Below are 24,307 nucleotides of genomic sequence, written 5' to 3'. Positions count from 1 at the left end.
GCCCGGCCCACCCGGCCCCACCCCGCACAGCTCAGCGCGTGGAGCGAACCGCCGCCGTCCGACCGGGCAGCACGATGCCCTGTGCCTGGGCGGTTTTCCCCGGGCGCAGGGTCCACGGCACGGGAGAGGTCTCGGTCAGCCATCCGTCGGCGAGGATCCCGCTCACGACGAGGCCGCGCAGCGAGCGCGAGAGCTTCTTCCAGCCCAGCCCCTTGCACAACTGCCCGTACGACGGCCCGTGACCGTGCTCCGCGCGGAAGGCCACGGTGAACGCGGCCGCCTCCCTGCCGCACTCCGGGTGTGCTTCCCTCCACGCCTCGTGGGCCCCGGCCGCCGGCCGGGGCGCGGGGACGGGCGACGGCGTGGACATGAACGCCTTCGCGACCCGACCGAAGGAGCACCGGCACGAGGAGCACTGCTCCACGGCCTCCACGTGCCGCAGCAGGGCCGGGCTGATGCCGGACTTCCACTCCGCCCACCGGGCCGGGGTGATCTCCACGAGTTCCGCCGCGGCTGCCGCCTCACGCGCCGCCCGGCGCACCGCCTCCTCGGCCTGGAGTTCCGCGGCCTCCTCAGGGGTACGGAACATGCCGGCGAGGTGCCGCACCGCCGGCCCGAGCCGGTACGTGCGGCCGGACACCTCGGCCAGGAACCCCTTGTCGAGAAGGACGGGCACGGCCCCGTAACAGGCGACGGGCAGGTCGGCGGGGGCCTCCCCGACGAGTTCGTCGGTGCAGTAGGCCGCGAGGAACAGCGCGGCGAGCCGCGCGGCCGGCGAGGCCTTCTTCACCGGCTTGGCGATCCGCGTGCGCATGGCCCATCCCGAGACCTTCGACCGCGTGCCCTTGCCCAGGGGCAGGACATGGCCGGGCCCCGGCGTCATGTCCGGCACGACGATCCCGGACGGCTTGTCCGGATCCCCGTCGAGCAGCGAGCCGGGCACCTGCCATCCGGCGGCGACGAGTTCGGCGACGGCCCGCTCCGGATCGTCCAGCCGCAGCGACCGAAGGTCCGTGCCCGTGAGGTTCCCGACCCCGGCCCGCGCAGCCCGGATCGCCACGACGACGGCGAGGAGTTGCGCATCCACTGAGGTCAGCGGCAGACCGGCCACGTACGAGAGGAGCTCACGCGCCACCTCCCCCTGTCGTGGCGTCAGCAGAAAGGGCAGGGGCGCGGGCGGCGGAGGCGACGCGGCAGCGGTCTCGGTCGAGATGGCAGGCTTGGGCACATCACATCTAACGGTGATCAGACCGCGGAAGTCACGCGTGATGTGGGGCACAACCGCGCTCCGACCCTGTCGAGAGAACGACGACGGCAACAACGGCACGATCAGCGCCCCCAGTCATCGCCCACGGTCCACGTCCGCCCGGGTACCCACACCCACGCCCTCACCCTCACGAACGGTTCTCAGGACCGGACACCGGACCGAACCGCACCGGACCGAACCGGACCGGACCCATGCCCCGGAACCTGTTCGGCGCTCCGGTCCCGTGCCGGCGGTGGGCACCCGGATGCGGACACGACAGCGGGACGTCAGGAGGGCGTTAGCAGAACATGAGCGGCGGGCGGGAAGCTTCATATGTCAGCAGGTCAGGAGGGGGAGCGGTTCGCCGCAAGTTCCGGGCCTCGGCAGCACCGCCACACTCGACCGCCACACACTCGGGGAATTCACATGCGTACCCTCCACACCCGCAAGCGCACCGCCACCATCGGCGCCGCAGTCACCGCCGTGCTCGCACTGGCCCTCACCGCCTGTGGCGGAGACGGCAGCGGCACGAAGTCGGCCGGCCCGGCGGACAGCGGAGCGAAGAACGTCGCCTCGGCGGACGCCTCGCAGCCCGCCGGCTCGGACACGGACACGGACACGGACACCGCAACGACCGGCGGCTCCGCGAAGACAGTCACCTCCGGCACGGGCACGTCCAAGAACGGCACCGCCAAGGCCGCCACGACCACCGGCGGCAACACCAGCGACAGCTACGCCTACAAGCACCCGTGCAAGAGCGAGGACCTGTCGGTACGGGTGTACGCACGTGAGGGCTCGGCCACCCAGCAGGTGATCGAGGTCAACAACACCGGCGCGAACGCCTGCGGCCTGAGCTACTTCCCCCGGGTCAGCCTGGGCAGCGCGAGCGCGAGCGACCACAGCGGTGACATCACGCCGCTGGTTCCGGGCGGCCTGGGTGGCGCCCCGGCCTACCCGGTCAAGCCCAAGACCGCCGCCATCGCCGTGATCGACCTGAACCCGAGCGGCGGGAACGGCGTGACCTGGATCAACGAGCTGAACGTGCTGGCCGACGGCGACCACATGCCCAACGCGGAGCAGCTCAACTTCCCGCTCGGCCCGGACGTGAAGGTCAACGAACCGAAGCTCGGCCTGTACCGCAGCACCGTCGCCGAGGCGGTCAGCTCCATGGCTCAGGCGGACACCAAGTCCTGACCTGCCCCGCACAGGCCGACCCGGCCGGCCCGGCGGCGAGCGCCAGGACTCCAGAACCCCAGAAGGACCAAGGCACCGGGACAACTGGAGACCAGGACACGGCGACACCGGGATTACCGCGACACCGCGACGCCGGTAAACAGACAGCCCCTTGACGGACCCCAGCGGTCCTTCAGGGGGCTTCGTCGTCCTCCCCCGGCAACAGCTACCGCCCACCGAAGTGCGCCAGGCCGTCCATGACGAGGGCGAGCAGGCGTTCGCGGCGGGCCGCGAGCGAGGGTGCCTGGTCGGCGATCCAGCTGAGGGCGTTGACCAGGGCGAACAGGTCGGTGCCGTCCACATCGGGGCGGATCCTCCCGGTCTCCTGGGCCGCCCGCAGCAGCCGGCCGCAGGCCGTCCGCATGGCCAGGCACGAGGCGTGCAGGGCTGAATCCTCGTCGCCGAGCGTTGCCATCAGCGAAGCCGGCAGCCCCCTGAACGCGCCGGCCCTGAGCGTGAACTCGCCGAGCCACTCCGCAAGCGCCTGCTCGGGCGGCAGGCCGCCGTCCAGCAACTCATCGGCCCGCGCGGCGAGCCCGTCGAAGCCCTGGCGCAGCAGGGTCTCCAGAAGGGCGTCCCGCGTCGGGAAGTGCCGGTAGAGCGTGCCCAGTCCGACGCCTGCCTGCCGGGCGACATCACGCAACGATGCCTGGGTGCCCTGATCACGTATGACGTCATCGGCGACTTCGAGGATGCGCTCACGGTTGCGCCGGGCATCGGCACGCTGCTCCTGTGGAATGGTCTCATCTGGCATGGGATTTCCCGACGTTGACAACCGGAGCACTGCTCCGCGTACTATCTGGAGCAGTGCTCCGAATCATATCGGAGCGGAGTGCGCCCTACGGCGCCCGGGGGGAACACCATGGGAACAGCAACGATGTGGGCTGCGCGAGTGCATGCCTTCGGCGACCCCGAACAGCTGGTGCACGAGGAGGTGCCGCGTCCCGAGGCCGGGCCCGGCGAAGTACTGGTTCGAGTCCACGCGGCGGGCGTCAACCCGCCCGACTGGTACGCACGCAGGGGCTTCGAGAACATCCCCGAAGCAATGCGCCCGGTGCGGTCACTGCCCTTCACTCCGGGCTCCGACATCTCCGGCGTGGTCGCGGAAACCGGCAGCGGGGTCACCGAGTGGCAGGCCGGTGACGAGGTGTTCGGACTGGTCGACTTCCCCGGCCGGCACGCGGGATACGCCGAGTACGCGACCTCGCCCGCCGCGCACCTGGCGCGCAAGCCCGACACACTGGGGCATGCGGAGGCAGCGGCGGTACCGATGGCGGCCCTCACCGCGTACCAGTTCCTCGTCGAGCATCTGCGCCTCGGACCGGGCGGCACGGTCCTGGTCAACGGGGCCGCAGGCGGGGTGGGCCACTTCGCCGTGCAACTGGCCGGGACCAGGGGCGCCGGGCGCGTGATCGGCGTGGCCTCGGGGCGCCACGAGGCGTTCGTCAAGGACCTGGGCGCCGACCGGTTCGTGGACTACACGCAGACCGCCGCCGAGGATGTCCTGCACGAGGAGGTGGACGTCCTGATCGACACGGTCGGTGGCCCGAACGGCCACCGGTTCCTGCCGGTCCTGCGGCGCGGCGGCCGAATCGCCCCCGTCTTTCCCGGGGAGTACCACCCCGAGCGCGCGACCGCGCTCGGGATCTCGGTCGGCGGCTGGCAGGTGCACTCCAGCGGTGAGCAACTCGCTGTGCTCGGAGCCCTGTTCGACGCCGGACGACTGCGGGTTGCCATCGACGGCGTCTTCGCCCTCAGCGAGGCGGCGCAGGCCCACGCGCGCGCCGAACAGGGCCACATCCAGGGCAAGCTCGTCCTCCACGTGGCCGCGTAGAACCGGCCGTCGCACAGCAGTCCACCCCGGGACCGGGCTTCGGTAGGATCCGCAGTTCTTCGTACCGGGGAGGAACCATGTCCGAGGGCCGCAGCGCCGAAGGCACCGGCAACAGCGCGGATGCCCCCGACGTCGCCGTGGACGAACCGATCGCGGTCCAGCTGGTGTACCGGCCCCGAACCGCCGACGCACTGGCAGGACTGCGGGTCCGTGAGCGGATCAAGCGGACCGGGCTGCTGCTTCGGTGGGCGTTCCTCACACTGTGGGCGGGCCAGTGGCTGCTCGCCGTCGTCGGCCGCGGGCGCATCGACGCGGTCTCGACGGTGCTGTTCCTGTTCGTCGTCCTGGTGGTGTGGGGCTACCCGCGGCTGCAGGCCTCCCATGTGCAGCGGGTCGTCGGCTGGCAGGGCGAGTACCACGCCACCGTGTCCCCGGCCGGAATCACCTGCCGCAACGACCACAGCACGTTGATCCAGAAGTGGTCCGTCTACCGGGGCTACCGGGAGACGCCGGGGCACTTCGTCCTGCTCAGCCGGGACCCCCACATCACGTACCTCGGGGTCCTGCCCAAGCGGGGCGCACAGGAGGCCGGGGATCTCGACCGGCTGCGCGCCGTCCTGGACCGGCACACCACTCGCGTGTGACGAACACGAAACGCACCCGGCCCGGACGGGCCACCCGGGCCCGTACAGCCGGTACCGGCCGTACGGGCCCGACCGGCCGGACGGGCCGCCACCCGCCGGTCACCGACCCCTGAACCAGCGCGGTTCCGGCCTCAGGCGACGGCCTTCGGCTGCGTGAAACGGATGCGGTTGCCGAACGGGTCGCGGAGCCCGCAGTCCGTACCGTAGGGACGCTCGGTGGGCTCCTCGGTGAACTCGACGCCCTGGGCGAGCAGCGTCTCGTACGTCTTGCGGCAGTCGTCCGTGGTGAGGATGAGCCAGCCGCCCGTAGCCCCCTTGGTCACCAGGTCCCGGACCTGTGCCGCCGTCTCCTCGGACATCGCGGGAGCGCCCGGCTTCTCCAGCAGGATCTGTCGTTCCGGATGACCCGGGACGCTGACTGCCAGCCAGCGCATGAACCCGAGGTCGACATCGGCGGCCACCTCCAGCCCGAGCTTGCCGACGTAGAAGTCGAGGGCCTCGTCCTGGTCGAGGACGTACATCTGCGAGTGCGTGATTGCGTTGAACATGACGTTCACGCTACGGGGACGGCCCCGCGAAAACTTATCCAGAACTGCTCAGTCGCCCCCGGAAAGCAGCGGCCACGGAGCGGGGCGCACTCTCAGCTGCTCGGCCGCGTCCACGCCATCGTGAAACACGTCGGTACGCGTGCGGCCACCGCCTCCTTCCGGTACGCCCTCGGCGACCGGCCGACGATCTCCCGGAACGTCCGGCTGAACGTCCCCGTGCTGCCGAAGCCGACCTCGAAGCAGATGTCCGTCACGCTGCGGTCGGTCTCCCGCAGCAGGAACATCGCCCGCTCGACCCGGCGCCGCTGAAGGTACCGGTGCGGCGTCTCCCCGAACGTGGCCCGGAAAGTGCGCGAGAAGTGCGCCTCGGTGACGTAGGCGAGCCGTGCGAGGGCCGGTACGTCGAGGGGCCGGGCATACGCGCGGTCCATCGCGTCCTTCACCCGCAGCATGCGGCGATTGGACTCCTCCGAGGCACGGCTCACCCCGCCAACCATACGGAGACCCTGTGGCGTGGGGCCGCGCCCATACCTCTCGCGCCTTTGACGGCCTCGCCCTCCACGGACCGGGCCGCCGGATACCGGCCCACCGGCCCACCGCCTCTGTGCTGGACGTGAAAGGCGCGCGGATGGGGATACCGGCAACCGACGGCCACGCGGGCGCAGCGCCGGATCCGGGCTGCAGCTCCTCCCTCAGCCGCGCCCAGGTGCGGGAGTCCGAGCGGGCACTTCATCGGAGTTGCGCCTCAGCGGAGTTGCGCCTCAGCGGAGTTGCGCCTCAGCGGAAAGCGGCGATGTTACGGGTGACCCAGTCGTCGAAACGGCGCGGAGCGCGACCGAGGACTCGTTCCACGTCCGAGCTGATCCGCAGTTCGGCGGGGTTCGGCGCGGAGATGATGTCCAGGGTGTCGTCGGCGAGCTCCGGCGGCACGAACCGGGTCATCGCGGCCTTGGCCTCCTCACGGGTGAGTTCGTGGAACCGCACCGCCGAGCCGAGCGCGGTGGCGATGGCCTCCGCCTGCTGACGGGGCGTGATCACCTCGGGCCCGGTCAGCTCGAAGATTCCGCCGGCGTGCCGGTCGTCCAACAGGCAGGCCGCCGCGACGTCGGCGATGTCCGCCGGATCGACTACCGGAACCCCGACATCGCCGAAGGGTGCGGCGACCGTCCCCTGTGTCCGGACGGACTCCGCCCACGCCAGGGCGTTGGAGGCGAAGCCGCCCGGTCGCAGGACGGCCCAGTCCAGGCCGGACTCCCTCAACGCCTCCTCCACCGCAAGCATCGCGATCCGCGACGGGCCGAGCGGCCTGGTCGCCACGCCCTGCGAAGACAGCAGGACGACTCGGCGGACCCCGCTGGCAGCGGCCAGATCGATCACGTCGGTCGGCCTGGCTCCGGGGGCGTGCAGGTCGCCGGAGAGCAGGAGGAACAGCGCCTTCGCCCCGTTCAGAGCGGGGGTGAGGCCCTGCGGATCAGCCAAGTCGGCCGACACGTGCCGGACCCCGTCCGGCACGGCCGCCGCGTGCCGCGACACCGCCGTCACCTGCTCGCCCGCGCCTGCCAGGGCCTGCGTCAGAGGCCGTCCCACATTCCCGGTCGCTCCGGTCACCACGATCATTTTCAGCTCCTAGTCCGTTGTGCACTGCGGCAATTGACGCTAGGAGGCGGGCTTACTTTTCGTAAGAACATACCCAGAGGTAAGCTCCGGATGTGAAGGAAGGTGCGCAGCTGACGCAGGCCGAGACGGGCAACCGGTATGACGTGTTTCACACCGACTGCCCTGCGCGCGACGTGGTCGACCACGTGACCAGCAGGTGGGGCATCTGGGTGCTGATCTCCTTGCGGAGCAACGATCTTCGGTTCTACGAGCTGCGCGACAGCATTCAGGGCATCAGCGAGAAGATGCTCGCTCAGACACTGCGCGCACTCGTCCAGGACGACCTGGTCTGGCGGAAGGTCGAGCCGACGACGCCACCACAAGTCACCTACGGGCTGACCGAGTTCGGCCAGGACGTCGGTGCGCCACTGACGGACTTGTTCGACCGGATCACAGAACGGCTCGCCGGCGGGGTGTCCGCCACGGAGCTGCTGAGCGCAACAGGCCAAGCGAAGCGGCTGACCACCCGTGCGGCTCACTCCCCCGAGTGAACAGATTGCCCGACCAGTCCCGGTCCCACGGCCGATCGGCCAATCGATAGCGCCACTGGCCGTGAGATTCGGCCGGCCGGTCCGAGATCCCACGACATCGCTCTCCGAAGTGATGTGGGCCGGGGAAGCCCGGCTGTGGTCCTGCCGTGGGAGGAACTGACGCAGGACTTCGGAGACTGAGGACCGTCGACCGACCCGCCTCGCTCCTCCTCCTCCTCCTCCTCCTCCTCCTCCTCCTCCGCTGCCTCCTCCACCAGGACTCGCGTCACGAAGGGGCTCGCTGTCGCCGCCCTGCTAGCCGGGCGGCGAGCAGGGCCGCACGCGGTGAGGGAACGTTCGGGTCGGACCCCCTCGTTACGCCAGCGGCCGTCCACGTCACCAGCAGCCGCCCGAGGAGTACCGTGCCCGAACCCACCCCTGTCACCGCCGCCGCCCTCCCCGCGCTTCCGCCCCTGAGCGCGCAGGCCGAGACGCTGATCGGGCTCGGGGTGCACGAGATCGCCGGCCTGTCGGCTGCCGAGATCCGCGACTTCGCCGAAGCGGCCGAAGCGGCGGAAACGGCCGAGGCCGACACCGGCACCGGCACCGGCACCGGCGGCGGCGGCGGTCTGCTCGCCGTCCACCCGGACCGGGCTCCCGCCTCCGCCCTCGCACCGCTGCTCCGCCGCGAGGACAAGCCGGGCTTCGTCGTCGTCGACATGCCCGACGTCGACCTCTTCGCCCCGCTCGACACCCTCACGGTCCCCGACGCGCCGCTCTACGTCATCGGCGGCGTAGACCGCGGCGACCACATGGCCAACTGGAGCCCGGACGAGGCACTGCCCGCCCTCACCGCGCAGGACCGCACCCCGCTGCTGCTCACCGAGGGCATCCACTGGGTTCTGCAACAGCCCGCCGCCCTGGAGCGCAACCACTGCTTCATGACCATCGGCTCCCGGCTGCGCAAACCCAACGGCACCCTGGACGCCCGCACCCCGGCGCTCTGGATCAGCAACGGCACCGGGCGGGACGGCCGCGAGCGGCGCAACGCCCCCAAGGCCGGCTGGTGCTGGGCAGGAAACCGGCACACCTGGCTGGGCTTCGGCTCCACGACGGGCCGCCGCGGCACGGGCGCGTAAGGCGCGATCCCCGGCCCCTCACCCGCCGGGCACGGGCACGTGCGGGCCGCCGCCACCATCCCCGCATGCCGGTCTTCCGCGACTTCGAACTCAAGCTGCTCGTCATCGAGAAGCTCGACGTCGACGGCGGACATGCGGTGCACCAGAAGTGCTCCCCGGTATGGGACGGCGAGGACTAGCTCTACGACGTGGGTCCGCTCGACGACCTCGGTCTGCTGCCGAACCTGCGGCTGATCCCGGGTATCGACAACTGCGGAATGGGTGCCGCCTTCGATACCGGGGTACTGGCAGCCCGGGGCATCGCCGTCGACTGATGGCGCGCGCACCCCCGTGGGCCGCTCGGCAAGCGGCTCCGGACCCTCGAACTGCCACACGGGTGATCAGTACGCTGCCGGGCATGGGGCTCGACATCACCGTACTGATCGCCGACTGGACGTGGCTGGGGGAGGCCGCGCCCGAGGAGAGGCTCTCGCGGTTGAGGGACGCCTGGTACGACGACGAGACCGCGATGTGGGATCACGACGCACCGGGGACCGAAGGCGACTGGGAATGGCCACGAGGGCCTCACAGCGGCTCATTCGGCATCTACGGGTTCCGTTGCACCGCCGGCTCGTTCAAGGCCCACTTCTGGACCGGGGAGCGGTGGGAGGCCGTACGCGACCATGCCGACCCACTGCTGCGGGCCGAGCTGGACACCTTGCTGCTCGGGCTGATCTGGCGAGGGATGGACGGCGAGGCGGAGCAGGTGGATCCGGGCTTCTTCCACGACGACCCCGCCATCGCGTACGGCATGCTGCTCGCGCGGTCGCCGGACAACGTAAGGGAACTGGCCGGGGCATGGGAACGGGTGCGGCCCCTGCTGGGTGGGCTGCGCGAGGCCTTCGACGAGCACGCGGCCGTTCCCGGTGCGTGGGCCGGCACCTTCGACAGTTTCACCGACCTGCTGGAGGACTGGGGGCGCGTCCTGTCCGAAGCCGCCCGACGGGGCTGGGGAGTCGTGGGACTGACGGAGTAGAGGCAACCGGCACACGCATGTGCCCGGTGGGACGGTCCGGAAGACTTATGTCATGTCCCTCACCATCCGCCTCAGACAGTCCGCCGCAGCAGCCGCCCTCCTCGGGCTCACCGTGACCGCGTGCGGAACCGAACACCCCGGGCAGCAGCAGTCCCGCTCGGCCGTCCCGCGACCGTCGTTCACCCCCCGGCCGAAGTGCGCCCAGCCCGCCGAGACTCCCCCGAGCCGGTCCTCCTCATCACCCACCGCGAGCACGACCGGAACACCGCGGGAGGGAGACAACGAGGACCGGCCGCCCAACTACGGCGACAACCACGCCTATCGCATGTCGGTCGAACTCAGCCCGGCCAAGCGCGCCAAGGGCGAGGCGTCGGCCGCGCTCATCCAGTACGAGCTGGACAAGGCCCGGAAGGAGGGTGACGTCAGTAAGAAGCGGATCACGGTGGCGCTGGAGCACCTCGGCTGCGGAAAGCAGCACGGCGTCTACATCTGGGACGGGTTCTACAGCGTTCACACGGGCGACGTGTGCGTGTCCGGGCACGTGACGGAGGAGGAGCTGACCATCCGGGTGCACGGCGCCTACGCCGAACCCCATCCGGGAACGGGCCCGTGCGTGGAGAACCGGGGAGGCCACTGAGGGGGGCGGCAGGCGGGTCGCGGCACCGGTACCGGCTTCGGCTTCGGCTTCGGCTACGGCTACGGCTACGGCTACGGCTACGGCTACGGCTACGGCTACGGCTACCGGCTACCGGCTACCGGGCGACGATCCCGCGCGCCGCGAAGATCGTCTGGCCTGGCCGGAACCGCGATGCCGACGCCCTTCGCCGTGCCCGCCACCACCTTCAGATTCGGCAGGAGGTATAGGTCGTCGAGCGAGCGAACGTGCCCTCGACGCCCGGGCACTCCGTGAGACCGAACCGCGGAACCAGCGCGTCACTGCAGTGCATCAGCCCCTCGATGACGAGCAGCTTGAAATTGAAGTCGGAGAAGTTGCTGGAGTCACTGGAGTCACTGGAGTCGCCGCAGTCATTGGAGTCCTTGGAGTCGGCCCTGGCGCCGACCTGGAAGACGGCACTGACACCAGAGCAGGGACGGACGGCCGGGCACGTGTCCGGAGACCGGACCGCGGGCATGATCAATCGCATGAAAGTGGGCAAGCGGGACGACACGAGCAGCGGCACAGGCACCGACCCGGGAATCGGCACAAGCAACCGCGGGGGCAACGAACCGGGCCGGATCCTGCACTGGAACTTCTTCATAGGCGGCCACCTGAGCGCCTCCGTACCCGTGCGTCTCGTCGAACGCACGCCCGAGGGACAGCTGGTCTGGATGGAGACAGGCACCCCCATGTGGCACACGGCCCTGCCCCGTGGTGCCACACACCTGCGAGACATCGCCCCGCACGAGCGCCCCGCCGAGGGCTACCCCGTGATCGCCGGCCGGTGGCCTATGGGCAGCGCCCTCTTCTACCAGCCGACAGGCGCCGCGCACTCCGTCCTGTGGCTCTTCGGCCGCAGACGGAAATTCCGCGGCTGGTACGTAAACCTGGAGCGCCGCGTCCACCACGGCGACGACATCGACATCGCCGACCACGAGCTCGACATCAACGTGGCGCCGGACCGGACCTGGCAGTGGAAGGACGAGGAGTCCTTCGCCGAGAAGACCGGCCATCCCGCGTACTGGACCGCCGACGAGGCCGCGGCCATCAGGACCGAGGGAGACAGGGTGGCCCGGCTCGCCGAGGCCGGAACCTTTCCCTTCGACGGCTCCTGGTGCGATTTCCGGCCGCCGCCTGCCTGGCGAACCCCGCCCCGGCCACCGGTCCCCCGCCACCCGCTCCTCTGACCGACGACCACCCCGACCTCCCCGCACGACCCCCGATGGGTGTGGTTCAGCCCCCGTCGCAGGTCTCGGTCAGGGTGGCGCGATGGCGATCATTGCCCGGCGTCACCCTCCGTGATACACAGAGTAACCAGACGCAAATCCCTCAGACACCGATTCGATCCGCAGGTCAGGGCGGTCAGACCGGTCATACGTACGAGATCCGGGTAAAGAGAGCCATCAAGTCGTCGTACGAGAGCAGTTTCATCAGCGAAGATAGAGGGTGACCCGTGCCGTGCGGCACGGGTACCGAACTACCCAACAGGGGCGGTGACTTACATGATCCTGGCAGCGGAGAAGGGCGACATCACCACCATCATCGGCGGAATCGCCCCGAACTGGGGGCCGTTCGGGACCTTGGGCAACGAGGCCCGCGTAATGATCGAGGTCGTGATGGCGATCGCCATCCTGCTCTGTCTCGGCATCGCGGTCTGGGGCGCGGCGAAACAGCGCATCGGCGCGACCGCCCTGCGCGACACGTTCAGCGCGGAGCAGGGCAAGGGGCTGATCGTCGCGGGCCTGACCGGTGTGTTCATCATCGGATCGCTGGGAACCGTGTTCACCATCGTCTACGGGATGGCCGTCTAACCAGCCGTCAGCCCGCGCTCGGGGGCAGTCCCGCCCCACCCGTCACCATCCGTCCGTCGTGCCCACCGGCAGAGGTTGCGTCTCCCTGATGTCGACTCACCACACCGCGTCCACGCGGAAACCAGCACGGCTACCGTCGTACCACGACACGGTTCAGGCAACGGTTGAGGGGGCGTACGCGGCATGAGTCACGACGACGGCTACGGCAACGACTCGGGGCGTACGGGAGACGGCTACAGCACGATCGGCGGTACGCGCCAGACCCGCACCCGCCTCCCCGACGGCGAGGGCGGCGACGGCTACGGCCCCCGCCGCCCGGCCCGCAGCTCGCGCTCACTGGTCACGGTCGTCGGCGTGATCGTCCTGCTGCTCGCGGCCATCGCGTTCGCCAACATGGGCGGCGGCGACGGGAACGACGGCGACGGCGCGTCGGGGAGCAACGGCAAGAAGGCGGGCGCGGCGCCGACTGCGGCTACGGGGACAAAGCCGGTGACGGGGAAGAACGGCGAGATCCCGTCGGGGTTCGCACATGATGAGCAGGGGGCGCAGAGTGCTGCGGCGAACTATTCCGTGGCGCTCGGGTCAGCCGAGATGTTCAACAGAGAGCGTCGACAGGCCATCGCCGTCGCGGTATACGCGCCAGTTGTCGCTGCTGCCCGCCAGGACGACCTGAACAACGTCTACTCCGACCAGTCCTTCCTCTCGAACATCGGGCTGAACGCCGATGGCACTGCTCCTGCGGGCCAGACCTTCATCTCACGTTCCAACCCCGTCGGAACGAAAGTTGTGAAGTTCGACGGCACTACAGCCAGCGTCGCCGTCTGGTACTCAGCGCTGTTCGGCCTAGCCGGTGAAGGATCGAAGAACCCGGTCTCCGAGAGCTGGTTCACCAACACCTTCGACCTCACTTGGATCAACGGCGACTGGAAGGTCACCGACTTCACGCAGAAGGACGGCCCTGCTCCCGTTGGCCGCGACCAGGCTGCCTCCCCGGCCGGGGAGATGGCCGATGCTGTGGAACAGTTCGGAGGGTTCACCTATGCCCGGTAAGCGACAAAGTCGCACCCTCTCGGTGGCAGGAATTGCGGCCACCCTGCAAGTGTCTTTCGTCCTACTCGCCAGTCGGGCGTTCGCCGACCCGTCGCCGAGTCCAACGCCCAGCAAGGACAGCAGCGCCTGCGATCTGATCCGCGGCCCGGCCAAGGACTACTGCGAAGGCGACCCCGCCCCCAAATCCACCACCCCCGACAGCGTCGACCCCGCCCTCGACCCCCTCACCTCCCTCGGCCGCGGCTGCGCCGACGCCGCCGCGTGGATCGTGGGCAAGCTCAGCGAGGCCGTCAAAAGCACGGCCAACGTCGACTTCACCAACACCCGCTTCCTCCAGCAGTACGCGATCGTCTTCGCCGCCTCCACCGTGCTGACGCTCGTCCTGTGGCTCCTCGCCGTGGCCAAGCGCGCGATCCGCGGGGTGCCGCTCACCACCGCGATCTCCGAGGCCATCGGGTTCCTGTGGCTCACCGTGCTCGCTTCCGCGTTCACGCCGCTGATCCTCTACACGATCGTCTCCGCCACCGACGGCGTCACCGAGGTCATCTCCTCGTCTTCCGGCGGGCAGACCGACGTCTTCTTCGGGTCGTTCGCCGAGGCGCTCAAGAAGGACGCCGACATCGGCGGCGGGCCGATCATGCTGATCGTCGTGTCGCTCGTGTCGATCCTCGCCGCGGGCATCCTCTGGCTGGAGCTCGTGATCCGCGCCGCCCTGCTCTACGTCGGCGCCCTCCTCGGAACCGCCGTGTACGCGGGGCTCGTCGACAAGAACATGTGGGGGCACGTACGGCGCTGGGCGGGCATCATGATCGCGGTGATCATGGTGAAGCCGGTCATCGTCATCGTGCTCGGCCTGGCCGGCGCACTGTCATCGGACGACGGACCCGACGCGTTCTCGGCCGTCGTCTCCGGGCTGGCCATCATCCTGCTGGCGATCTTCGCCTCCGGCATGATCTACCGCTTCGTCCCCGGCTTCGGCGACGAGATCCAGGGTGCCCGCACCAACCGCAAGCAGGCCACCGACGGCTCCCAGGCCGCCGCGATGATCAGCTCGCCCGCCGCTCTCGTCTCACAGGGCATCAAGACCCACAGCAGCCGCGGCGGCGGCCAGGACGGCAGCGGCGGCGGCAACAGCGGCGGCGGACGGCCCTCCAACCCGGTCAGCGGCGGAGTCGCCGCACACAGCTCCCGCAACTCCGGGAGCGGGGTCGGCGGCGGATCTGTCCCCTCCGCCGCACCTCCGCCCCGCAGCGGTTCGGGCCCCACGTCCGGCACCCCGCACGGCAGCCGGAGCTCTCGCGGTGGATCGGGCCGATCCGGCGGATCAGGCAGTTCAGGTAACAACAGCACAGGAGGTGGCGGGCGTTGAGCACTCAGTCCCATCCGATCACGCCCCGCCGTACGTATCTCATCGGCCGTGCCCGGCCGAACGCGATCGTCGGCAAGAACCGCGAGACGGGCGAGATCGCCCTGATCATCGGCGGCGCGTTCCTCGGCATGATGAGCGGGCTGCTCGTCCCGGTCCTCTCCCTGCGGATCGTGCTGCTCACCGGCTTCCCGCTGCTCGCCCTGGCGATCGTCTACGTCCCGTACAAGCACCGGACCTTCTACAAATGGTTCGAGATCAACCGCAGCTTCAAGCGCTCCCTGCGCCGCGGCACGTCCTACCGCTCCTCCGCCATGGAGGCGGGCGTCAGCGCCGACGGGCGTGAGGTCGAGATCGGGCCGCCCCCCGGCATCGGCCGGATCAACTGGCTGGCCGCACCCTTCGGGCCGGACGAGATCGCCGTACTGCTGCACGCCGACCGCCGCACCGTCACCGCGGCCATCGAGATCGAGGGCCCCGGCGTCGGGCTGCGCGACAGCGAGGACCAGGAAGCTCTCGTCGACCGGTTCGGCACCCTTCTCAAACACGTCGCCAACGGCGACGGCTTCGTGACCCGCATCCAGATGCTGGCCCGCACCCTGCCCGCCGACCCCGACGCCCACGCCAAGGACGTCGCCCAGCGCGGCGACAAGAGCTCCCCGGGCTGGCTGCAGGAGTCGTACGAGCAGCTCCAGTCCATGGTCTCCACCTCCAGCGAGCAGCACCGCGCCTACCTCGTCGCCTGCATGCACTTCAACCGCGAGCTCGCCGCCGAGGCCCACGCCATGGCCCGCGCCGCCCGCCCGCACTCCGGCCGCAAGATCGACCGGGACGCCGGTCTCGCCGTCGTCATGGCGCGCGAGCTCACCGACATCTGCGCCCGCCTCGCCGAGGCCGACATCCGGGTCCGCCAGCCGCTCGGCCAGAGCCGGCTGGCCTCCCTGGTCCACTCGATGTACGACCCCGACCACCCCATCGACCACATCCAGGCCATGACGAAGCGCAACGCCTGGCCCGCCGAACTGGACGCGGTCGAGCCGACGTTCCTCCAGGCCAAGACGCGTGAGTCATCGACCCGCGCGCCCTGGTGCCACTCCACGGCCTGGGTGAAGGAGTGGCCGATGACGCCCGTCGGCGTCAACTTCCTCGCCCCGCTCCTCGTCCACACGCCCGATGTGATCCGTACGGTCGCGGTCACCATGGACCTCGAACCCACCGAGATCGCCATCGAGCGGATGCTCACCGAGAAGACCAACGACGAGGCCGAGGCCAGCCGCCAGGCCAAGATGAACCGCACCGTCGACCCGCGCGACACCGCCGCTTACGGCCGGCTCGACCAGCGGGGTGAAGATCTCGCGAGCGGCGCGGCCGGGGTGAACCTCGTGGGGTACATCACCGTGTCGTCGCGCTCACCCGAGTCCCTCGCCCGCGACAAGCGGACGATCCGGGCCTCGGCGGGCAAGTCGTATCTGAAGCTTGAGTGGTGCGACCGCGAGCACCACCGCGCGTTCGTGAACACCCTGCCCTTCGCCACCGGCATCCGCCACTGACCCGCCGGCCCACCAGACCTCGACAGCAAGACGCCTGAACACCGGAGCACCAAACCACCAAACCACCAAACCACCAGAGCACCCGAACAACCGAACCTAGACCCGAGACCACACCGAGACCCGAGACCGCGACACCGAGAGGGAGGTCAGTCACGCCATGCGAGATCCGCTGTCCGCGTTGTCGGACGCCTTTACCGCCTTCCTCTTCGGGAAGGTGGAGACGACCCGGCTGCCCGTCCGCACCTCGACCGGACAGGCCCAGGCGGTCTACCTGCCCACCGCCGCCCCGGGCCTCGGCGACTCCGGCGTGATCATCGGCCGCGAGGTGTACTCCGGCAAGGGCTACATCTACGACCCCTTCCAGCTGTACGGGCAACAGCTGCCCGCCCCGCACTGGCTGGTACTCGGCGAATCCGGCAACGGCAAGTCCGCGCTGGAGAAGACGTACGTACTGCGCCAGCTCCGCTTCCGCGACCGCCAGGTCGTCGTCCTGGACGCCCAGGGCGAGGACGGCGTCGGCGAATGGAACCTCATCGCCCAGGAACTGGGCCTGACCCCCATCCGCCTCGACCCCACCGCCGCGCTCAACGGCGGCATCCGCCTCAACCCGCTCGACCCCGCGATCACCACCACCGGCCAGCTCGCCCTGCTGCGCACCATCATCGAAGTCGCCATGGGCCACGGTCTCGACGAGCGCTCCGGATTCGCGCTCAAGGTCGCGCACGCCTATGTGAACGAGACGACGACCGACCGCCAGCCCGTACTGATGGACATCGTCGACCAGCTCCGCCACCCGGAGCCGGAGTCCGCCGAAGCGATGAACGTCGACATAGACGACGTACGGGCCTGGGGCCTGGACGTCGCCCTCGTCCTGGACCGGCTCGTCGACGGCGACCTGCGCGGCATGTTCGACGGACCGACGTCCGCTGGCATCGACCTCGACGCCCCACTGATCGTCTTCGACCTCTCGCACATCGACCGCAACTCGATCGCCATGCCGATCCTGATGGCGATCGTCGGCGTCTGGCTGGAACACACCTGGATCAGGCCCGACCGGAAGAAACGCATCTTCCTGGTGGAAGAGGCCTGGCACATCATCAACTCCCCCTTCGTCGCCCAGCTCTTCCAGCGCCTGCTGAAGTTCGGACGCCGGCTCGGGCTCTCGTTCGTCGCCGTCGTCCACCACCTCAGCGACGTGGTCGACGGAGCCGCGGCACGGGAAGCGGCGGCCATCCTGAAGATGGCCTCGACGCGCACCATCTATGCCCAGAAGGCCGACGAGGCCAGAGCGACCGGGAGGGTGCTCGGGCTGCCACGCTGGGCGGTCGAGATCATCCCCACGCTCACCCCGGGCATCGCCGTCTGGGACGTCAACGGCAACGTACAGGTCGTCAAACACCTGATCACCGAGGCCGAACGCCCGCTCGTCTTCACCGACCGCGCCATGACCGAGTCCTCCGCCGACGACCTGCTCCCGGAGGACGTACGCGCCGCCGAGCTGGAGGCGGAGCAACGCGCGGCACGCATCGAGAACCAGCAACGACTGAACGAGTCGTCCGAGTCAACGGTGGCATGACATGGCGGGTGCGGGGCGCGGCGACGTACGCAACGGCAACAGGAGCGGGAGCAGGAGCGGCGGCGACAACGGGAACGGCGGCGGAGGCATCCCCGACGGACTGCTGATCGGGCTGCTGCTCTTCCTCCTCGGCCTGACGCTGCTGGCCTGGACGGCCACCGGTCTGGCCGGTCTCCTCTCCCATGGCGCCTGGCCGGAGGGTGTCACCCTCGCCGAGACCCCGTTGGCCATGCGCCGACTGGTGGAGGCCCCCCACGACCTGCCCGCCGCCTGGCCGGTCACCCCGGCCGGGGAGCTCTCCGGGTACGGGCTGTTCTGGGGCCTGTTCATCGGCGAACTGATGGTGCTGGTGGTACTGACCGTGTTCGTGATGGGCGTGGTCGCCCGCTGGCGAGGCGTACGGGCACGGCAGCGCGCCGACCGACTGGAACAGCAGAACCCGCCACAGCGCGAACCGCTCCAGGAGTACGCGTACGAGGAACGAGCCGCCCGCCCGGCCCCAACCCCGGCCCCCCACCGGGAACCCACCGCCGAACCGGTCACCGAGCAGGTCACCGAACCGGTCACCGAGCCGATCAACGACAAGGCTGCCCCGGCCGACGCCACCCAGACGCCGGCTCCCCTCCCGCCCGTCGTCCCCTCGCCGCGCACGCCCCTCGTCGTCTACGGCCCCGCCGCCACCCGCCGGCCCACCGCCGTCCAGGCCATCCGCGAGGCGGACGGGCCCGTGCTCGTCGTCACCTCCGACCCCAGCGTCTGGGCCGAGACGAAGGACGCCCGGGCCAAGCTCGGTCCGGTCCTCGTCTACGACCCCGGCCACCTCTGCGACACCCCGGCCCGGCTCCACTGGGCCCCCACCACCGGCTGCGAACTGCCCGACCGCGCGGCCGCCCGCTCCGCCGCACTCCTCGCCCCCGTACGACCGCAGTCCCGGATCGACGCGGCGACGGCCGACACCGCGGAAACCCTCCTGCAGTGCTGGCTCCACGCCGCCGCCATCGACGGCCGCCCCTTCCGCCAGGTCCACCGCTGGGCCCTCGGCGGCAGCGCACACGAACCGGTGCGCCTGCTCCGCACCCACCCCAAGGCGGCCTCCGGACTCGCCGGGCTGCTGGAGTCCGCACTCACCGCCCACCCCGAACGCCGGGAAATGGCACAAGAACTGACGGTACGGGCCTTCGGCGCCCTGTCCTCGGTCCACGTCCGGGAAACCTGCACACCGAACCGCGCCGATGCGCTCGCGCTGGACTCCTTCGCAAACGAGGGGGGCAGCCTCTACGTGGTCGGCGAACCCATCGAGAACCCGCGCTCGGGGCCCGGGGCGATGCCCCTGCTCACCGCGCTCGCCTCAGACGTGGTCGAGCAGGGCCGACGCATGGCTGCACGGTCGTCCGACGGCCGGCTCGACCCACCGATGACGCTCGTCCTCGACGACATCGCGGCCGTCGCGCCACTGCCCCGGCTGCCGGAGCTGCTGGCGACAGGCGAGGGACAAGGCCTGCCCACCGTCGCCCTGCTCCGCTCCCGCGAACAGGCCCGCGCCCGCTGGACCCAGCAGCTCCGGACCCCGACCGCGCTGTGACCCTCCCCGCCGACACCCCCCAGGCCCTTCGTCTGGATCAGACCGGATCAGGTCGGATCGGGCCGGATCGGCCTGGATCGAGCCGGACCTGGGAGCGGGGCCCGGTGCGTGCAAGCGCAAGGCGGAGGAGAAAGCCACCGCGGAGCATCGGCGCCCGCCGACAGCCCGCCGGATGTGCGTGCCGGGCCCACGAGCCCGGCACGATCCGGCCGAGAGGCCCTAGGGCCGCGCCACCGCGTACTCCAGCTCCCTGGCCGTCGGGTCACCCGGCATCGGCACGCTCTCCCCGGTCGGCACGAACCCGATCCGCCGGTAGAGGGCCGCGGCCCTCGGATTGTCCTCGTGCACATACAGCCGTACGCGTTCGATCACGGGCTCGCCCAGCGACCACGCCCAGTCCGTCCCGGCCCGGAACAGCTGCTCGGCCAGCCCCTTGCCCCGCACCTCCGACCGTACGAACACCCCGACGACATGGGCCTGGTGGACCGCGGCCGCCTCACCGAACACGGTGTCCCCGTCCGGCCGCTCGATCAGGACCGTCACCGTGCCCGCCCAGCTTCCGTCAGGAGCCTCGGCGATGAACTGCCGGACCCGGCCCTCACCCTCCTCCGACGCACCGACCGTCCGCTCCCGCCAGAAGTCGTCGGACCGCTCCAGCCCCGCCTCGTACGTCTCCAGGAACGCCACCGGAGCGGCCGGATCCTGCAAAGCGGCCAGCCTGAGTTCCTTCGCCGACCGCCACTCATCGGCGCGCACGGCCCGTATCACGTAGTCCATGCACCGATCCTGACCTGCGCTCCCATGGCCGCGCAATGTGATTCCCACCGAGGCGGCCGAGACCCGCCAAGCCCCCTGCACCGGCCGAAGGCCACCGGCCCCCGACAACAGCCGGGGCCCCCGAGCCTTCGACAACAGCCGAGGCCCACCGGGCCCGGGCCCCCGATGCCGACCGAGACCTACCAAGGCCCACCGCGTCGTACCCCGGTACTACGCCCGCCGCCACTGCCCGTCCCCGGTCCGACGCCCCGCGCCCGCCCGCTCCGTAGCGTCGACCGCATGATCAGGGCATACGAACTCACCAAACGGTACGGCGACACCACCGTCGTCCAGGACCTCGACTTCACGGTCCGGCCCGGCACCGTCACCGGCTTCCTCGGCCCGAACGGCGCCGGGAAGTCCACGACCATGCGCATGCTCCTCGGCCTGGACGCGCCCACCCGCGGCCACTCCACGGTCGGCGGACGCGCGTACGCCACTCACAGCGCACCCCTCACCGAAGTCGGCGCGCTGCTGGAGGCCCGCTCCGTCCATCCCGGCCGGACCGCCTTCCACCACCTGATGGCACTCGCCCACACCCACGGCATCCCGCGCGGCCGCGTCGAGCACGTCCTCGACCTGGCCGGCCTGACCGCCGTCGCCGGGAAGCGGGTCAAGGGCTTCTCGCTCGGCATGGGCCAACGGCTCGGCATCGCCGCGGCCCTGCTCGGAGACCCGGCCACCCTGATCCTGGACGAGCCGGTCAACGGACTCGACCCGGAGGGCGTGCTGTGGATCCGCAACCTGCTCAAGTCCCTCGCCAAGCAGGGCCGCACGGTACTCGTCTCCTCGCACCTGATGAGCGAGATGGCCCTCACCGCCGACCATCTCGTCATCATCGGCCGGGGCCGGCTCCTCGCGGACACCACGGTCGCGGACTTCGTCGCCACGGCGGGCGGCGGCGCGGTCAAGGTCGTCACCCCGCAGGCCGCAGCCCTGCGCGACCTCCTGCGCGGCCCCGGCATCGACATCACCGACGCGGCCGGAACGGAACCCGACCACCTGGAGATCCGCGGCACGGACGCCGCCCACATCGGCCGCGTCGCCGCCGCCCACGCCATCCCCCTGTACGAACTCACGCCCCGCACCGCATCCCTGGAGCAGGCCTTCATGGACCTCACCCAGGAGTCGGTCGAATACCGGATCACCGCCCCCGAACCGACCGGAGCCCTCGCATGACCACCACGACTCCCGCCCCGGCACCCGCCCCGGCCTCCATCCCGACGCCCACCCCGCACCCCTACCGCGTCACACCGGCCCGGGTACTGCGCTCCGAATGGCACAAGCTCCACACCCTGCGCTCCAGCTGGATCACCCTCGGGTCCGCCGCCGCCCTCGTCCTCGCCGTCGGCATCGTCATGGGCGCCACCTACACGTCCGACGGCGGCGACTCCGACGTCGACACCGTCATCCTGGTCCTCTACGGCACCACACTCGGCACCCTCTGCACGGTGGTCCTGGGCATCCTCGTCACCGCGGGCGAGTACTCCTCCGGCATGATCCGCGCCTCGCTCACCGCAGTCCCCCGCCGGCTCCCGGTCCTGTGGGCCAAGGCGGCCGTCTTCACCGCCACCGTCCTCGGCGTCATGCTGACCACCTCTCTGCTCACGTTCGCCGTCGCACAGCTCTTCCTCCACGACACGGACCAGGCCGCCGCCCTCACCGACCCCGGCGTACTCAGGGCGGTGGCGGGCAACGCCGCCGGCGCCACCCTCCTCAGCCTCATCGCCCTCGGACTCGGCGCCCTGCTCCGCTCGGTGCCGGGGGCGATCGGCGCCTTCATCGGCGGCGTCATGGTCCTGCCGGAGGTGCTCACCATGCTCCCGTACGACACCGTCGAGACCGCCGTCCGCTACTTCCCCACGCAGTCCGCCGGCGTACTGGGTTCCGCGACCCCCCTCCCCGACGCCGCCTCCACCGGCGGGGCCCTGCTCGCCCTCGTCCTGTGGGCTGCGGCCACACTGAGCGCGGCGGCCCTGCTCCTGCGACGCCGCGACGCATGACACGGACGGAACCGGGCGCGAGGACGGACGAGTGAAGGACGAGGGCGAGTGAGGGGCGAGGACGAATGACGGACGACGAATCACACCGCCCCGCGGGCCCCCTCCCGCTCACGGGCCACATTCAGCGCCTGCTCCGACGCGTTCGCGCGTTCGACCGCCGCCACCCCCTCGTCTGGGACGGACTCCTCACCACCTTCTGGGTGCTGTTCGCCGTCCTCGACGTCTCGTCCGGCGGCTGGCGCACGGTCGCCGTCGACCGGGACGTGTCGGCGACGCTGGTGCTCTGGATGAGCGTCGCGTTCTCCGCCCCACTGCTGTGGCGCCGCAGCCGTCCGCTGGCCGTGCTGGTGTTCATGGCACCGTTCTCCCTGGTCAACGTGTGGACGGGGGCGGTCATCCAGGCCGCTTTCCTCCAGGAGATCGTCGTCTTCAACATCGCGCTCCGAAAGCCGATGCGCACTCTGGCGTGGTCGGGCGCGGTCGTGTTCGCCCCGCTGGTCATCGGCTCGACCCACTTCCCGGACGACTGGAACCGGCTCTTCGTCCCCCACCTGTACGCATTCGCGTTCGCGTCCCTGGTCGGCATCGTGGTGCGTACGCGCAAGGAGTACACCGAGGCCCTCGTCGACCGCGCCAACCGCCTCGAACTCGAACGCGACCAGCAGGCCCAACTGGCCGCGGCCGCCGAACGGACCCGGATCGCCCGGGAGATGCACGACATCATCGGGCACAACCTCTCCGTGATCACGGGCCTCGCGGACGGCGGCTCCTACGCCGCGGTCAAGAGCCCCGAACGGGCCGCCCAGGCCCTGGACGCCATCGGCACCACCAGTCGCCAGGCCCTCGCCGAACTCCGCCGCCTGCTGGGCGTCCTGCGCGAACACCCGGACCTGGCGGACCGCACCCCGCAGCCCACACTCGACGACATCGAGGCCCTGCTCGCAGGTGTACGCGCCGCCGGACTCCCCGTCCGCCTGCACCGCCACGGCACAGCACCGGACGTGCCACCCACACCCGGAAGGCAACTGACGGTCTATCGAGTGGTGCAGGAAGCGTTGACGAACACGCTGAAGCACACCGAACCCGGACCGTCGCTGACGGCGGAGGTCACGCTGACGTACCGTCCGACGGAACTGGAGGCCCTGATCACGGACAACGGCAACCCACACCCCACCGCCGGCCCGCCCGACGGCACCGGCCAGGGCATCACCGGAATGCGCGAACGCGCCGCCCTGTACGACGGCACACTCGAAGCGGGCCGGCCGGCCACCACGGGCTGGCAGGTACGGCTCCGACTCCCCCTGGAGGACTCCCCCTCGTGACGACCGTGCTCATCGCGGACGATCAGCCGATGCAACGCTTCGGATTCCGCATGCTGCTGGAGAGCCAGGACGACATGACCGTCGTCGGCGAGGCCGCCAACGGCCACGAAGCCCTCCAACTCATCGCCCGACACCAGCCGGACGTCGCCCTGATGGACATCCGCATGCCCCTGCTCGACGGCATCGAGGCCACTCGACGCCTCATCAGGGCCGGCTCCCGTACGCGCGTCCTCATCGTCACCACGTTCGATCTGGACCGCTACGCGTACGACGGCCTGCGCGCCGGCGCCAGCGGCTTCCTGATCAAGGACGCGCTCCCGGAGGAGCTTCTCTCCGGAATCCGCGCGGTGGCCGGCGGCGACGCCGTGGTCGCCCCGAGCCTGACCCGCCGTCTCCTGAACGCCTACGTAAAGCACTTGCCCACCACCCCCGGCGGGGCCTCGACCCCGGACGAGCGGATTGCGAAACTCACCGACCGGGAAACGGAGATCCTCACCGTCATCGGTCAGGGCTGGACCAATTCAGAAATCGCCGAACGGCTCCACCTGGCCGAATCGACCGTGAAGACCCACGTCTCGCGCATTCTCGCGAAGACCGGAGCCAGGGACCGCGTGCAGGCGGTCATCCTGGCGTACGACACTCACCTGGTCACCGCGGGCTGAGGAGCCCGTAAACACAAGGAGCCCGTAAACACAGAAAAGCCCCGTGCCACAAGGGCACGGGGCTTAACTATCAAAAGGAGTTCGGCGGCGTCCTACTCTCCCACAGGGTCCCCCCTGCAGTACCAT

General features: G+C 70.4%; 26 protein-coding genes. 19 read left to right on the top strand and 7 right to left on the bottom strand.

What is annotated here, in order from left to right; genetic code table 11:
• Positions 1-31: 31 nt before the first annotated feature.
• Positions 32-1,228 carry a hypothetical protein gene (locus ABT025_RS28505; RefSeq protein WP_351000439.1) on the bottom strand — a complete coding sequence of 399 codons (1,197 nt, stop codon included), beginning with the start codon at positions 1,226-1,228 and terminating at the stop codon, positions 32-34.
• A 444-nt stretch (positions 1,229-1,672) separates the two neighbouring features.
• On the opposite strand from ABT025_RS28505, the gene ABT025_RS28500 reads away from it, so the two are divergent.
• A complete protein-coding gene (locus tag ABT025_RS28500) occupies positions 1,673-2,440 on the top strand; it encodes a DUF4232 domain-containing protein (RefSeq protein ID WP_351000437.1) in 768 nt (255 codons plus the stop codon).
• 205 nt (positions 2,441-2,645) lie between these two features.
• On the opposite strand, the gene ABT025_RS28495 is transcribed toward ABT025_RS28500, so the two are convergent.
• Positions 2,646-3,233 carry a TetR/AcrR family transcriptional regulator gene (locus tag ABT025_RS28495; RefSeq protein ID WP_351000435.1) on the bottom strand — a complete coding sequence of 196 codons (588 nt, stop codon included), beginning with the start codon at positions 3,231-3,233 and terminating at the stop codon, positions 2,646-2,648.
• Between the two features lie 108 nt (positions 3,234-3,341).
• Between ABT025_RS28495 and ABT025_RS28490 the strand changes: the two genes are divergently transcribed.
• Positions 3,342-4,313, top strand: coding sequence for an NADP-dependent oxidoreductase (locus ABT025_RS28490; protein WP_351000432.1), 972 nt, complete (start codon positions 3,342-3,344; stop codon positions 4,311-4,313).
• 77 nt (positions 4,314-4,390) lie between these two features.
• Entirely contained in the window at positions 4,391-4,957 is a 567-nt protein-coding gene (locus ABT025_RS28485; protein ID WP_351000429.1) for a YcxB family protein, read from the top strand.
• Between the two features lie 131 nt (positions 4,958-5,088).
• Here ABT025_RS28485 and ABT025_RS28480 read toward each other — a convergent pair whose 3' ends face one another.
• The 3 genes from ABT025_RS28480 to ABT025_RS28470 form a co-directional block, all read right to left on the bottom strand.
• Positions 5,089-5,505: a VOC family protein gene (locus ABT025_RS28480; RefSeq protein WP_351000426.1), complete on the bottom strand. Its 417-nt coding sequence runs from the start codon at positions 5,503-5,505 to the stop codon at positions 5,089-5,091.
• A gap of 92 nt (positions 5,506-5,597) precedes the next feature.
• Positions 5,598-5,990: a helix-turn-helix domain-containing protein gene (locus ABT025_RS28475; RefSeq protein WP_351000419.1), complete on the bottom strand. Its 393-nt coding sequence runs from the start codon at positions 5,988-5,990 to the stop codon at positions 5,598-5,600.
• Between the two features lie 292 nt (positions 5,991-6,282).
• Positions 6,283-7,122, bottom strand: coding sequence for an SDR family oxidoreductase (locus ABT025_RS28470; RefSeq protein ID WP_351000417.1), 840 nt, complete (start codon positions 7,120-7,122; stop codon positions 6,283-6,285).
• Positions 7,123-7,214: 92 nt separating this feature from the next.
• Here ABT025_RS28470 and ABT025_RS28465 point away from each other — a divergent pair, with 92 nt between their 5' ends.
• From ABT025_RS28465 to ABT025_RS28445, 5 genes are all read left to right on the top strand, one after another.
• On the top strand, positions 7,215-7,652 hold the full coding sequence (locus tag ABT025_RS28465) for a winged helix-turn-helix transcriptional regulator (protein WP_351000414.1): 438 nt from the start codon (positions 7,215-7,217) through the stop codon (positions 7,650-7,652).
• A 401-nt stretch (positions 7,653-8,053) separates the two neighbouring features.
• Entirely contained in the window at positions 8,054-8,770 is a 717-nt protein-coding gene (locus tag ABT025_RS28460) for a DUF5701 family protein (protein ID WP_351000411.1), read from the top strand.
• A gap of 188 nt (positions 8,771-8,958) precedes the next feature.
• Complete coding sequence (locus tag ABT025_RS28455) at positions 8,959-9,084, top strand: hypothetical protein (protein WP_351000408.1); 126 nt, start codon at positions 8,959-8,961, stop codon at positions 9,082-9,084.
• An 83-nt stretch (positions 9,085-9,167) separates the two neighbouring features.
• The gene (locus ABT025_RS28450) at positions 9,168-9,785 is read left to right on the top strand and encodes a hypothetical protein (protein ID WP_351000406.1); all 618 of its coding nucleotides are present in this window, start codon (positions 9,168-9,170) and stop codon (positions 9,783-9,785) included.
• Between the two features lie 52 nt (positions 9,786-9,837).
• Entirely contained in the window at positions 9,838-10,422 is a 585-nt protein-coding gene (locus tag ABT025_RS28445; protein WP_351000403.1) for a hypothetical protein, read from the top strand.
• Between the two features lie 205 nt (positions 10,423-10,627).
• On the opposite strand, the gene ABT025_RS28440 is transcribed toward ABT025_RS28445, so the two are convergent.
• Positions 10,628-10,918, bottom strand: coding sequence for a DUF6892 domain-containing protein (locus tag ABT025_RS28440; protein WP_351000400.1), 291 nt, complete (start codon positions 10,916-10,918; stop codon positions 10,628-10,630).
• Positions 10,919-10,928: 10 nt separating this feature from the next.
• Here ABT025_RS28440 and ABT025_RS28435 point away from each other — a divergent pair, with 10 nt between their 5' ends.
• The 7 genes from ABT025_RS28435 (at position 10,929) to ABT025_RS28405 (ending at position 19,378) form a co-directional block, all read left to right on the top strand.
• Entirely contained in the window at positions 10,929-11,630 is a 702-nt protein-coding gene (locus ABT025_RS28435) for a ribonuclease FAU-1 family protein (protein ID WP_351000397.1), read from the top strand.
• Between the two features lie 315 nt (positions 11,631-11,945).
• A complete protein-coding gene (locus tag ABT025_RS28430) occupies positions 11,946-12,254 on the top strand; it encodes a DUF8827 family protein (protein ID WP_072489575.1) in 309 nt (102 codons plus the stop codon).
• Between the two features lie 183 nt (positions 12,255-12,437).
• Entirely contained in the window at positions 12,438-13,304 is an 867-nt protein-coding gene (locus ABT025_RS28425; protein ID WP_351000394.1) for a DUF8175 domain-containg protein, read from the top strand.
• The gene (locus ABT025_RS28420) at positions 13,294-14,673 is read left to right on the top strand and encodes a hypothetical protein (RefSeq protein ID WP_351000391.1); all 1,380 of its coding nucleotides are present in this window, start codon (positions 13,294-13,296) and stop codon (positions 14,671-14,673) included. Before ABT025_RS28425 ends, ABT025_RS28420 begins: the two co-directional genes overlap by 11 nt.
• On the top strand, positions 14,670-16,220 hold the full coding sequence (locus ABT025_RS28415; RefSeq protein ID WP_351000389.1) for an SCO6880 family protein: 1,551 nt from the start codon (positions 14,670-14,672) through the stop codon (positions 16,218-16,220). The genes ABT025_RS28420 and ABT025_RS28415 overlap by 4 nt, the downstream gene beginning before the upstream one ends.
• 157 nt (positions 16,221-16,377) lie before the next feature.
• A complete protein-coding gene (locus ABT025_RS28410) occupies positions 16,378-17,796 on the top strand; it encodes an ATP-binding protein (RefSeq protein WP_351000386.1) in 1,419 nt (472 codons plus the stop codon).
• 1 nt (position 17,797) lies between these two features.
• The gene (locus ABT025_RS28405) at positions 17,798-19,378 is read left to right on the top strand and encodes a type IV secretory system conjugative DNA transfer family protein (protein ID WP_351000383.1); all 1,581 of its coding nucleotides are present in this window, start codon (positions 17,798-17,800) and stop codon (positions 19,376-19,378) included.
• A 219-nt stretch (positions 19,379-19,597) separates the two neighbouring features.
• Here ABT025_RS28405 and ABT025_RS28400 read toward each other — a convergent pair whose 3' ends face one another.
• Positions 19,598-20,155, bottom strand: a complete 558-nt coding sequence (locus tag ABT025_RS28400) for a GNAT family N-acetyltransferase (RefSeq protein ID WP_351000380.1) — start codon at positions 20,153-20,155, stop codon at positions 19,598-19,600.
• A 279-nt stretch (positions 20,156-20,434) separates the two neighbouring features.
• Between ABT025_RS28400 and ABT025_RS28395 the strand changes: the two genes are divergently transcribed.
• The 4 genes from ABT025_RS28395 (at position 20,435) to ABT025_RS28380 (ending at position 24,181) form a co-directional block, all read left to right on the top strand.
• The gene (locus tag ABT025_RS28395) at positions 20,435-21,373 is read left to right on the top strand and encodes an ATP-binding cassette domain-containing protein (protein WP_351000377.1); all 939 of its coding nucleotides are present in this window, start codon (positions 20,435-20,437) and stop codon (positions 21,371-21,373) included.
• Positions 21,370-22,197: an ABC transporter permease gene (locus tag ABT025_RS28390; RefSeq protein ID WP_351000375.1), complete on the top strand. Its 828-nt coding sequence runs from the start codon at positions 21,370-21,372 to the stop codon at positions 22,195-22,197. The genes ABT025_RS28395 and ABT025_RS28390 overlap by 4 nt, the downstream gene beginning before the upstream one ends.
• Before the next feature lie 65 nt (positions 22,198-22,262).
• Positions 22,263-23,519, top strand: a complete 1,257-nt coding sequence (locus ABT025_RS28385; RefSeq protein ID WP_351000372.1) for a sensor histidine kinase — start codon at positions 22,263-22,265, stop codon at positions 23,517-23,519.
• Positions 23,516-24,181: a response regulator gene (locus tag ABT025_RS28380; RefSeq protein ID WP_351000369.1), complete on the top strand. Its 666-nt coding sequence runs from the start codon at positions 23,516-23,518 to the stop codon at positions 24,179-24,181. Before ABT025_RS28385 ends, ABT025_RS28380 begins: the two co-directional genes overlap by 4 nt.
• Positions 24,182-24,307 lie beyond the last annotated feature (126 nt).

The organism is Streptomyces sp. NPDC002809, assembly GCF_040295435.1.
Taxonomy (GTDB): domain Bacteria; phylum Actinomycetota; class Actinomycetes; order Streptomycetales; family Streptomycetaceae; genus Streptomyces.
This window is presented reverse-complemented; position numbering and strand designations above follow the sequence as displayed.